The 1,919-nt window shown below is 75.6% G+C and carries 2 protein-coding genes; both read right to left on the bottom strand.

Annotated elements, in window-relative coordinates:
- Positions 1-69: 69 nt before the first annotated feature.
- A complete protein-coding gene (locus tag C1I97_RS36280; RefSeq protein ID WP_111007162.1) occupies positions 70-744 on the bottom strand; it encodes an ABC transporter ATP-binding protein in 675 nt (224 codons plus the stop codon).
- Positions 741-1,775 carry an ABC transporter permease gene (locus C1I97_RS36275; protein WP_111007161.1) on the bottom strand — a complete coding sequence of 345 codons (1,035 nt, stop codon included), beginning with the start codon at positions 1,773-1,775 and terminating at the stop codon, positions 741-743. Before C1I97_RS36275 ends, C1I97_RS36280 begins: the two co-directional genes overlap by 4 nt.
- Positions 1,776-1,919 lie beyond the last annotated feature (144 nt).

The following is a 1,919-nucleotide window of genomic DNA, read 5'->3' as shown; positions in this document are numbered from 1 at the left end:
GCCCCGGGCGGCCCCGGCCGAGACGCAAGCCCCCGGCCGAAGCGCAGGTCCCGGCCGGGGCCAGGACGCTCAGCCGGTCAGGAGGGCCGTCAGACGGCCGTCCCTCATCTCCCGTACCGCGTCCGCCTCCTCCAGGTGGGTGCGGTCGTGGGTGACCAGCACCGTCGCCGTGCCGCGGTCGCGGGTGAGGCGGGTGAGGAGGTCGAGGACGGCGGCGCCGCGTTCGTGGTCGAGGGCGCTGGTGGGTTCGTCGACCAGGAGGACGGAGGGGTCGTTCATCAGGGCACGGGCGATGTTGACGCGCTGGCGCTGGCCGCCGGAGAGCTGGTGGGGGCGCCGGTGCGCCTGGTCGGCGAGGTCCACCGCGGCCAGCAGCTCCCGGGCCCGGCCGGCCGCCGCCCGGCGTCCGTCCAGGCGGGCCATCACCTCCAGTTGCTCCGCCGCCGTCAGTGAGGGCAGCAGGTTGGGCTGCTGGAAGACGATGCCGATGCTCCGGCGCCGCAGCACCGCCCGCTCGGCGGCGCTCAGCTCACCCGTCGGCGTACCGTCCACGCACACCCGTCCGCTGTCCGGCGTGATCAGGGTGGCCGCGACCGCGAGCAGGCTGGACTTGCCCGAGCCGGACGGCCCGATCACCGCGGTGACCGTGCCCGCCGGCACCTCCAGCCGCACCCGGTCCAGGGCGGTGAGCCTGCCGTCGCCGTCGGGGTAGGTCAGGGTGATGTCGTCCAGAAGCAGGCTCATCGCACGCCTCCCAGCGCGGTCAGCGGGTCGACGGCGGTGATCCGCCGGACGGAGAGGCCGGCGCCCAGCACACCCAGGGCGATCACCACCGCGGCGGGCAGCAGGACGGCGGGCACGTCCAGCACGAACGGCACCGCGCCGCCCCGTACGAGCACGCCGGCCAGGGCCGCGAGCCCGGTGCCGAGCAGCGTCCCGACGGCCAGCAGCACCCCCGCCTGCCCCAGCGCGTCGCGCAGCAGGTAGCGGGTGGAGGCGCCGAGCGCCTTGAGCACGGCGATGTCCGGGGACCGCTGGATCGTCCACACCGTGAAGAACGCCCCGACGACGAGGGCGGAGATCGCGAAGAGGAAGCCGCGCATCAGCTGCAGCGAGCCGTTCTCGGCCTGGTAGGAGCCGATCGCGGTCAGCGCGTCGCCCTTGGCGAGGGTCTTCGTACCGGCGGCCCGGTCCCCGGCAAAGACGTCGGCACCCTGCGCGCGCAGCGCGACCACGGTCGTCCGGCCCCCGTCCCACGCCGTCCAGACGACCGGCGTGTGGCTGTACGACGCGCCGCCCGCGACGGCCGCCACGGTCCAGGAGGCGGAACCGAGGCGCACCCGGTCCCCGGCCCCGACGCCCAGTTCGGACGCCGCCTCGGCGGAGAGCACCGCCCGCCCGGGCGCGACGCCGTCCGGTGCGATGCCGGCGTCCGGGCGGACGCCGAACACCGACACCGCGGCCGTACGGCTCCCGGCGGACGCGTCGAGCGTGCGGATCGCGACCGGCTCCGCGTACGGAACCCGCTTGGCCCACCGTTCGACGGCCTCGGGCGGCAGCGAGGAGCCGGTGAACGACACCGACCGGCCGCCGGGCGGCGCGGCGAAGGCGAGGTGGTCGGCGGGCAGGCCCTTGACCGCCGAGGTGTTCTCCTCGGCGAGCCCGGCGGTCAGCCCGGACAGCAGCCCCACGAGCAGGGTGATCAGTGTGACCACGGCTCCCATCAGGGCGAACCGCCCCTTGGCGAACCGCAGGTCTCTCCATGCGACGTACATGTCCCCCACCCTGCGCGGGCAGGCCCCCGCCGGGCATCGCGCCCGGGCACGCTTCGCGCGGATCGAAGGGCGCAGCCGGTTCTCAACCTTTCGATTGACCGGCGCCCCGCCCGGCCCGCCTACCCTGGACGCGTCATGGACGTC

Source organism: Streptomyces sp. NTH33, assembly GCF_003236365.1.
Taxonomy (GTDB): domain Bacteria; phylum Actinomycetota; class Actinomycetes; order Streptomycetales; family Streptomycetaceae; genus Streptomyces.
Note: the sequence above shows the minus strand (reverse complement) of the source record. Positions and strands in the feature narration are given on the sequence as shown.

What these genes read in the sequence shown, in the direction of transcription:
- C1I97_RS36280 (WP_111007162.1), bottom strand. Translation starts at nt 744, where the DNA reads ATGAGCCTGCTTCTGGACGACATCACCCTGACCTACCCCGACGGCGAC.
- C1I97_RS36275 (WP_111007161.1), bottom strand. Translation starts at nt 1,775, where the DNA reads ATGTACGTCGCATGGAGAGACCTGCGGTTCGCCAAGGGGCGGTTCGCC.